The organism is Acinetobacter sp. YH01003 (assembly GCF_013420525.1).
Lineage (GTDB): Bacteria > Pseudomonadota > Gammaproteobacteria > Pseudomonadales > Moraxellaceae > Acinetobacter > Acinetobacter towneri.
In genome coordinates this window covers 1-8758 of sequence record NZ_VOXY01000029.1, presented here as the reverse complement: position 1 = coordinate 8758, position 8758 = coordinate 1, and the positions used below count along the sequence as shown (strand labels likewise).

The following is an 8758-nucleotide window of genomic DNA, read 5'->3' as shown; positions in this document are numbered from 1 at the left end:
CAAATGGCGATTCAGCGTTTAATTGGTTTTGGGAAAAAAGAAGAGTTTAAGGAAATTTTGGCAATTTTAAGAAAGCAGAATCCTGATAGGATAAGGGTTCTGTGAAATTTGTCGTGTACAGAGCAAATTACATTACTAAAGCTAAGGCGCGTAGTGCGCAATCAGATTTGGTTGCTTTAAGCGTGGTGATGGAAAGCTTGTATCAGCGAAACTTAAAATATGTTGATTCTGCAGGTGAAAAAACAGTTAGTGATTATTTCACTACCAATAGTATGACTGGAAGCTGGCAACCATCGGCAGATACTTTTGATTATAAGCTTACTGTGACAACCACAACTTATAGTTTAAAAGCTATTGGTAATGATCGTAACCATGGTTGTGAGATTACTTTAACAAATACAAATTCACGTAGTATTACAGGCGATTCTGCTTGTGGTGGGTTAACATCATGGTAAGACAACGTGGGGTAACACTCATCGAACTGATGATTGGCATTGCTTTGCTTGCAATATTGGCTTTAGCAATTTTTCCACTTGGTCGAGCTTGGGTAGCTAATGCACAAATAACCAAAACGGAAAAAGAGTTTTTGGAAGCATATTCCCGCGCTAAAAATGAAGCTTTAAGAAATCCCAATGCGGTTAAAGAGGATGATGTTGCAGCCACTTTAAAAGTGAATAATACAGACAAAAAGATTGAAGTAATAAACAGTAAAAATGTAGTCATTTGGGAAGCAGTAATATCTCCTCTCATTACAGTAACACTATCAACAGGCTGTACTACAGGACATCAGCAACTAACATTGAATAATAATGGATATTTACGTACCGATAGTTGCACTTTATACAATATAGCTGCAAGCGGAGGTGGTAACAATGCATCAGGAACATTATAAAACTTCTGCGATATCTAAGTACCAACAAGGCGTAACACTGATTGAAGTGTTAGTGTCTATGTTACTTATGGCAATTATTGGTTTGGGTGCGGCTTATATTTCTGGTCGTACTGCAGTTTTGCATCGTGATCAAAATTTACATTTACACACTGTGAACCAAATGAGGCAGTACCTTGAAAGCTCTGCTGGTAGTGGTTGTAGCAATAATGTTGATTTAGATGTGGCGGGGAAAAAAGTTACAGTAAATTGTATCGTGAAAACAAAGGACTATAACGTAATCACTAAGGATAATGGTGATAATGTTATTGTAACTCCAGTTGATCGTGAAGTTATAGTTGTATCACCAACTGTAAAAGTGGTTGAAAAAACTGATTCTACGACGCATTGGAATGTGCCTATTCCAGTTGAAATAGCACCGTGAGAGGAGTAAAGAACATGCACAGCTTAAAACTTTCACAGCGTGGTTTCACTTTGATTGAAATTTTGATCGCTTTGACACTTTCGATCATCATTATTTTGGCAATGCTACGCGCATTTGTGACAACAGGTAAAGTGACTGCTGAAGCATCATTGGGTGCACAAAGTGATAGCAGTATGATGCTGGGTTTAATTGCGACAGACCGGATTTTGCAAGGTATTGGTTTTGGTGATACGTCTAGTTACGGCACAAATTTAAAAGCATATAAATTGGAAGAAAATGGTTCAGATACTTATAACGTAACAGCATCAAGTACAGATAATGCTGAATATCTAGTTTGGAAAGTTGCGACGGATAAGTGTCAAGCATTAAGAAATGCGAGTAATGGTTTGTTGCTTTATGGAAAAGGCACGGGCTATGACTGTACGAATTTGTCAAAACCGAATGTAACAACTGATCCAGTTGAGCGTTTAATCCAAATCAATGATGCTGTCCAAAATATTCAGTTTGAAGCAAGTAAAGCTGCTGGGAACAAAATTGGTGCAATGACAATTAAGGTCATTCAAAAAGACTGTTGGCCATTTGGTATTGTGAATGATGCTGATTTAGACCCTGGTAAGTATCAGATAATTATTACCACGAATACTTATGCGGCAAGTACCGAAACTGCTACACAAAAAATTGAAAATACTACATGCCTATTTAACTTTAAATAGGGAGGATTAGTCATGCAAAATGTTATAAATATGAAAAGAAATATGCACAACGGCATTTCTTTTATAAAACAGGCGGGCGTATCCTCTCTGCTGTTTATTGTATTGGTTGGTCTGTCCTTAACTGTATTAACTGTGGGATATATGTCGACAATGCGGAACCTGCAGTCCAGTGCAACCACGACCCATGCGCAGACTCAAGCTCAAATGCAAGCCATGATAGGCTATCACGCTTTGGTCAAATATTTAAAAAAAGAGAGTACAATCAATATTGATAAAATTGAATCAGGCACTGTAAGTGGTGGTTCAGAGGTTATTGAATTTACAAGAGTTTCTTGTGGGGCTGGTCGCTACTGTTTTGATATTGTAGGTAAAAGTGGTGGCGCTACCGCGATTTTAAGAACTGACCTTATTATAGTTCAAGGAGAAGGATTATCTGCACATGAGGGTTCAGTTTTTGCGGGAGGTTTGAAAGTTCAAAAGAAAGAAACGCTTCAAGCATTAACTGAAAATGTAGCAATATCTGTTGGTGCAAATCAAAAAGAAGGACTAGAGTCAGGTAATATTTACCTAAGTGACGGAAAAACTATAGTCGATTATCAACCTGGGACAGACGGAATTAAAGTAAATAAATTCGATGGTGGGCTGGATTTAATACCTGCGATTGATATGAAAGCACATGCAAATTATATTTTTAAGCATACTGGCACTACAATTAGTTGTGAAAAGCAAAATACAAATTTGCAAAACTCTGCCACATCAATTACTTGCCCATATTATGACCAAGTTTGGGAAAATATTAAAGGTACAGATACACTTGTAAATAAATATGCTATCACACGTGGAAAATCATCAGGTACAGATGTTTGGATTGTAGATGTAGATAAACTGATTCAAAGCAAAAAAATGGATCAGAAATTTGATGGAATTTTTTGGTTTGATGGAGATGTAGTAATACGTTTACCAAACTCTCAAAATGATAGCTCAAAATATTTTAGAAATACAATTATTACGACTGGAAATTTAACAATTGAAAAAGATGCAAGTAGTAGTTCGGGTGAGTTAAATGTTTTTTCACCTTATGATTATATCGTTGCAACAGATATTACCGCTCAAATTTTGATGATAGATAAGCAATTAAAAACTGGCAAAGATTCAAATGGTAATAATTTAACAGAGGCGCAAAAGTTGTTGTTAGGCGAAAATAGGGCAGCATTACTTGTTTCTCAATTAGCTACGATGAAAGTAAGGTTGTCGGAGGTTTGTCTTAATTCAGAGCGTCCTGTAAATTTATGTAAAGATTTTACTCAGCAACAAGTAAATGATATTGTGAAGTATGATGATATTTTAGCGGTGGAGAATATATTTTTAAAAGATACTTCTAAATATCCTACTAGTCTTTTCACTTTAATTGGAATGGCTGATGAAGGGTTTGTTGTTCATGCAGATAATCAAACTCAAACAAAATTATTTGGTAATTTAATTGGTTCTAAAGGGGCGGGTAATACAGGAAAGGCTTCTGGAAAGTTTGCTGGCACTGGTGAAATCGAAGTCATAGGTAATTTAATTGTTGCAAAGGACATGGATCTAACTGAAATGAAAGGTGATGTTAAAATCAAATTAGGTCAAACTAAAGCAAGTGGCAACATTATACCTATTAAAAATAATACTTTTACCACTAAAGGCATCCGCTACATGTAACTTAAAAAAACCCACAATTTAAATTGTGGGTTTTTTATTTCACTTATTAAAATCAAGCCAGTTTTTTATAAGCTACAATTTCTGGCAATGGATGATCAGCACCAACCATATAAGAATAAGTCGCTAAACTCAGCATGGCTTCATCTTCATCACTATTGCCATACGCGTAAATAGCAGCATAATTTTTTAAATCGTATTGTTCTAAAATCCGAATTTGCTTTTGTTCCCGACTACAATCAGCTGTAGAGTATCGTCCTGTAAATTGCTGATTTTCAATTTCTGTTTCAGTACAAATTAAATCGACATTTAATTGCTGACAAATATACTGCAAATAAATATCCACACTCGCAGAAACCACCACCACATCATCACCATTGAATTGATGTTGCTTTAATTGTAGTAATAGTTGTGGGTTTAGATCATGCATTAAATCTGCTGCATAGCGTTGTGCAAGTGCTAATATTTCAGTTGTACTTGCATCTTTAAACATGGCATTAAACAATTTAGGGCGCATGGCATGTGCAGGATAGACTTTTAAATAAAAGGCCTGAATCCACGGTAAGGTTTTTAAACCTTGTTTGATAATGTGTCGTTTAGACAAGGCATAGAAAATGAACCCCGTAAAACTGTCTTTGCTGCACAGGGTCCCATCAAAATCAAATAGGGCTAGATTTTTATATTTTTGGCTTTTTGCATGCATGTTTTATAACGTCCATTGACTCGCGTAGCAAACCAATTGGTGTTGTAATCTCGACTCAGTTTAGGCCCTGAAATGACCACTTGCGGCATCATGGCATAAAATGGCTCTTTGCCCGTTTGCGCTTTATAGAGTTTCGTGACTGCTAAATATGTCGCAGTATCTTCAAATTTCTTTTCTTTTTCTTTTTTTAGGTCTGCACGAATTTGTCGTGGGGTGACTAAAATATTATGTTTTGAAAAAACAGCAATTAATTCACGTTCGGATTCACTCTTTGCATTACGCACGCTACCATCTTTAGTATAAAGTAGCAAATCACCATCTAAATCTAATTCTGCTTCAGTTAAATCATTTAGCATGCTTTGGAATGCGGCATTGCGGCTCGAATACATGCCAGAGTTATAATCAGCAAAGCGGTATAGCGGTTGATCGTAATCGGCAGGGTACATCATTAAACGATGAATCCCGTAATATAATCCGCCATATTGAGTGTATAGATCGCTGCGTAACTCTGCGATGTTACCGCTTTGGCGTTTATGCTCTTTGGCATAGCTAATATGTACTTGCATCGAGCCTAAAGTAGTAATTGGATTAAGTTTTTCGCCAATATTTTGTCCAAACAGTTTGGCAGCACCTGTTAGCGCAGACACGTGATAATGTTTGGCCATATAGTCAAAAATTTCACGATACAATTCATCCAGTTCACGTTCGGTTTTCACACGACGCATTTGGCTTAAATAGTTATCTTCAGGGCTTGGGTGGTTTTTCAGTACATCCTGAAAATAGCCTGCAACCGTACCACCAATGGCTTCGCCCAGTTTATCTTTAAATTTCTCATCCAAACGGTCTTGCACTTCTTTAACTGCTTTTTCACCCAGACCATAGACTTGAGGGTCGGCTACAAAGTTCGATTCCTGATCCACCACGGCAATGATGGTGCACATATTTTCTTTGGTTTGTGGGATGCCCAATTGCTCTGAAATATCGTAAATATCTTTTGCCCAAGCACTACGCTCACTGACCCTATTCGGAATGAGTTTGCGGATTTGTTCTGCTTCAAGGGTTGGCTCATTGTCCTTAGACCACCATGCGCTATCTCCACAGGCAGCCAAGCTTAATGATAAAGCAAGCACGCTGAAGGGTTTCATCAAAGAAGTGAATACAGTGTCTTTCATAGTATAGGGAAAACTCGTTCCAAATGGATGAGCCCAAAGGGCAGATGCAGTATACTATGCCAATCGTTAAAGTTAAGAATATATATGTATATTGGTCCCTATCAACTGTCAAATAATTTGATCGTTGCCCCGATGGCAGGTGTCACTGATAGACCCTTTCGCTCACTGTGCAAGTACTTTGGTGCAGGGCATGCGGTCAGTGAAATGATGACCTCTGACAAAACTTTGCGCATGAGTAAAAAGAGTTTGTATCGTGCCAACTTTGATGGGGAACTTGCACCAATTTCTGCACAAATTGCAGGTTCAGACCCGCATGATTTGGCCGAAGCCGCACGTTATCAAGTCGCCAATGGTGCACAAATTGTTGATATCAATATGGGATGTCCTGCCAAAAAAGTCTGCAATAAGTTGGCTGGTTCGGCTTTATTGCAAGATGAAGATTTGGTGGCACGCATTTTAGATACTGTCGTTGCTGCAGTTGATGTACCTGTAACCCTTAAAACCCGTTTGGGTTTTTTAAATGGTCAGGAAAATATCTTACGTGTGGCAAAGCGTGCGGAACAAGCTGGTATTGCCGCTTTAGCTTTGCATGGTCGTACCCGTGAAGATATGTATTTAAATCATGCACGTTACTCACTCATTAAAGACGTGAAAAGTATGTTGCAGATACCTGTGATTGCCAATGGTGATATAGATAGCCCTGAAAAGGCCAAATATGTGCTGGATTACACAGGTGCTGATGCCATTATGATTGGACGTGCAGCACAGGGGCGTCCGTGGATTTTTCGGGAAATTGCACATTATTTAGCAACGGGGGAGCTGCTTGCCGCACCGAGTATTGCAGAAGTTCAAAAAGTCCTATTAGGGCATTTAGCCGAGCTTTATGAGTTTTATGGGGAATATTCAGGTTGTCGAATTTCACGTAAACACATTGCTTGGTACACCAAAGGTTTACGTTCAAGTAATGAGTTTCGCCAAAACATGTATAAAGTTGAAAGTACTGCCGAACAATTTAAAGTGGTGGAGGACTACTTCAATCAGTTATTGGCACATGGTGAAATCATGAGTGATGTACAAGTAGAAAGTGTTAATTTACTGGATACTTGATTAGCATTTAAGATTTTGATTTTATAGTTAAAATTTCACTCTTAACCGCTTTGCTTGTTTAAAGCAGAGCGGTTGTATTCTTGTTTAATGTGCGTGAATCATCTCTAGCACCAATTGATTGATTAAATCTGCAGCTTCTAATTCACGAATTTGGCTAACATTACTGCCTGCCCAGAATGGCGCATAACCTTGCTCACCTTGTGTGACGGCTGCTGCATGCAACTGTTTTGCAAGATCATACGTATATGGATAGGTGGGCACAGTTAAACGATTTGGTGTATCTACCTGTGTATGCCAATGATTAATTAAACCACGGGCAGGACGTCCAGAGATGCTGTCGGTAATTTGAGTAATGTTTTGCTGAAATAAAGCTTGTCGATAAGCTGGATTGGCATTGGAACTTTTACATTGCACGAAAGCTGTACCCAGCTGTACCGCAGAAGCGCCCAATTTCAGCATTAACTGTGCTTGCTGACCATTCATAATGCCACCTGCGGCAACCACTGGCAGGGTACAATGTTCACGAATCAGTTGTACTAAATCGCTGGTTTTAATTGCACTATCAAAAGTTTGGTTAAAGATACCCCGATGTCCACCTGCCTCAATGCCTTGGGCGATAATGACATCAATTCCCGCTGCTTCAATGGCTTGAGCTTCGGCTAAGTTGGTTGCTGAAACCATAGTAATGATTCCTGCATCTTTTAAAGCCTGAATTTGATGCGCATGCGGAATCCCGAAGTGAAAACTGACGGCTTGTGGTTTAGTTTCTAGTACAAGATCTAAATATCCATCATGGTCTTTAAAACTTGGATAAATACAATTTAGTTGACTCGGTGCAGTTGCGCCATAGCGTTCAAAGATTGGCTGAAAATGTGCAATCCACGCTTGTGCAGCGACTTCATCTAGTGGACTTGATTCATGGCAAAAGAAATTGACCTGAAATGGAAAATCAGTCAGTTCTTGAGTGCGTAAAATTTGCTCACGTGCAGCATCTACCGTGTTTGCACCTAAACCGAGTGAGCCAAAACCACCTTGATTAGAAACCTCGGCTGCAAGTTCGGGAGTAGAAACGCCAGCCATTGGAGCAAGAAAAATAGGATGCTTTATATTCAGTTGTTCTAATAAGGTCATATTATTTACTCCATGTTTTTATCTACTTTGCCCAACTCTAGGTAGATTGGCAAATCATATCCGTCATTTCTTTATGAAATATTAAGATGAGCGATATCATTAAATTTGCAGATGCTTTCAGGCATAATAAGCCTGATGTATGAATTGATGAGTAAATTAATGAAGCCTTTCGTTTATGGTGGTTTGCTTGTGGTGTGTGGATTAAGTGCGTGTAGCAATCCACAGCAAACTCAAGTAAAAATTGATCCAAAGCAATATCAGGTTCAGGATGCGACTGCATTACAACAGCGTATAGATGCTTTAAATGTCAAATTGGCGCAAGACTTCAAACAATTTAAACAAGTCGAAAATATCGCATTTGCGCATCAATTCCCTTTAGATGTAAATAACTTACAAACTTTGAATCAGCATTTGGTCGCCAGTACTGCTTTAAAGCCGACTAAAATTGCTTATTGCGATATGATGAATGGTTATTTTGCTGAGTTATATCGCTTAGGACATAACAATCTAGATTTTCTTAAAGATGTAAAATTACCGCGTGCAGAGCAGGAAAATTTGGCTGAAAATTTTGCCAATGCAGAATCTTATTATGATTTTATTTTGAATCGTTACACCAGTTACCGCCAAGTACAACAGACCATGGGCTATGGTTGTAATTTAAAAGCGGCGTTATAGTTGCGGCAGGATTTAGGTTTACTAGGGTCTGTTGATATTTCATAAATGGCTTGCGCTGTAGGCTAAAACTGAGCAGATTAGGCATGAAACGCAGGGAATAACGGGTTTATTTTCAAGTTTTATAAGCTGTCATTAAAAAGTAAACATGTATTCTTTTCCGAATTGGTTTGATACTCTCTCCACCCATTGCTCTATTTTATCAGCTGTCATGACTTGAAAATCTCGCCAATAATATTTCATCTGCTTCCA

At 38.3% G+C, this 8758-nt stretch carries 10 protein-coding genes and 1 pseudogene; 7 read left to right on the top strand and 4 right to left on the bottom strand.

From position 1 onward, the window contains the following. Positions 1-101 precede the first annotated feature (101 nt). From FTT70_RS13145 to FTT70_RS13125, 5 genes are read left to right on the top strand one after another with little or no spacing between them, the layout of a single operon-like run. Positions 102-455: a type IV pilin protein gene (locus FTT70_RS13145; protein WP_180168707.1), complete on the top strand. Its 354-nt coding sequence runs from the start codon at positions 102-104 to the stop codon at positions 453-455. Further along, positions 449-892, top strand: coding sequence for a prepilin-type N-terminal cleavage/methylation domain-containing protein (locus tag FTT70_RS13140; protein WP_180168706.1), 444 nt, complete (start codon positions 449-451; stop codon positions 890-892). The genes FTT70_RS13145 and FTT70_RS13140 overlap by 7 nt, the downstream gene beginning before the upstream one ends. Continuing rightward, complete coding sequence (locus FTT70_RS13135) at positions 873-1313, top strand: prepilin-type N-terminal cleavage/methylation domain-containing protein (RefSeq protein WP_180168705.1); 441 nt, start codon at positions 873-875, stop codon at positions 1311-1313. Before FTT70_RS13140 ends, FTT70_RS13135 begins: the two co-directional genes overlap by 20 nt. Positions 1314-1327: 14 nt before the next feature. Continuing rightward, a complete protein-coding gene (locus tag FTT70_RS13130) occupies positions 1328-2026 on the top strand; it encodes a prepilin-type N-terminal cleavage/methylation domain-containing protein (RefSeq protein ID WP_180168704.1) in 699 nt (232 codons plus the stop codon). 12 nt (positions 2027-2038) lie between these two features. Then, entirely contained in the window at positions 2039-3724 is a 1686-nt protein-coding gene (locus FTT70_RS13125; protein ID WP_180168703.1) for a hypothetical protein, read from the top strand. A gap of 52 nt (positions 3725-3776) precedes the next feature. On the opposite strand, the gene FTT70_RS13120 is transcribed toward FTT70_RS13125, so the two are convergent. Together FTT70_RS13120 and FTT70_RS13115 are read right to left on the bottom strand one after the other, a co-directional pair. Further along, complete coding sequence (locus FTT70_RS13120; RefSeq protein ID WP_180168702.1) at positions 3777-4424, bottom strand: HAD-IB family phosphatase; 648 nt, start codon at positions 4422-4424, stop codon at positions 3777-3779. Further along, positions 4391-5596: a DUF1615 family protein gene (locus FTT70_RS13115; protein WP_004973039.1), complete on the bottom strand. Its 1206-nt coding sequence runs from the start codon at positions 5594-5596 to the stop codon at positions 4391-4393. Before FTT70_RS13115 ends, FTT70_RS13120 begins: the two co-directional genes overlap by 34 nt. An 84-nt stretch (positions 5597-5680) precedes the next feature. On the opposite strand from FTT70_RS13115, the gene dusB reads away from it, so the two are divergent. Continuing rightward, positions 5681-6703 carry a tRNA dihydrouridine synthase DusB gene (gene dusB / locus FTT70_RS13110; protein WP_168461352.1) on the top strand — a complete coding sequence of 341 codons (1023 nt, stop codon included), beginning with the start codon at positions 5681-5683 and terminating at the stop codon, positions 6701-6703. Between the two features lie 84 nt (positions 6704-6787). On the opposite strand, the gene FTT70_RS13105 is transcribed toward dusB, so the two are convergent. Then, positions 6788-7834 (bottom strand): nitronate monooxygenase family protein, encoded by a 1047-nt coding sequence (locus FTT70_RS13105; protein WP_179988805.1) that lies wholly within the window; start codon positions 7832-7834, stop codon positions 6788-6790. A 159-nt stretch (positions 7835-7993) separates the two neighbouring features. Here FTT70_RS13105 and FTT70_RS13100 point away from each other — a divergent pair, with 159 nt between their 5' ends. Beyond that, on the top strand, positions 7994-8509 hold the full coding sequence (locus tag FTT70_RS13100) for a hypothetical protein (RefSeq protein ID WP_131260826.1): 516 nt from the start codon (positions 7994-7996) through the stop codon (positions 8507-8509). A 132-nt stretch (positions 8510-8641) separates the two neighbouring features. Here the strand turns inward: FTT70_RS13100 and FTT70_RS13095 are convergent. Beyond that, a pseudogene (locus FTT70_RS13095) lies at positions 8642-8758 on the bottom strand (transposase); the annotation flags it as partial.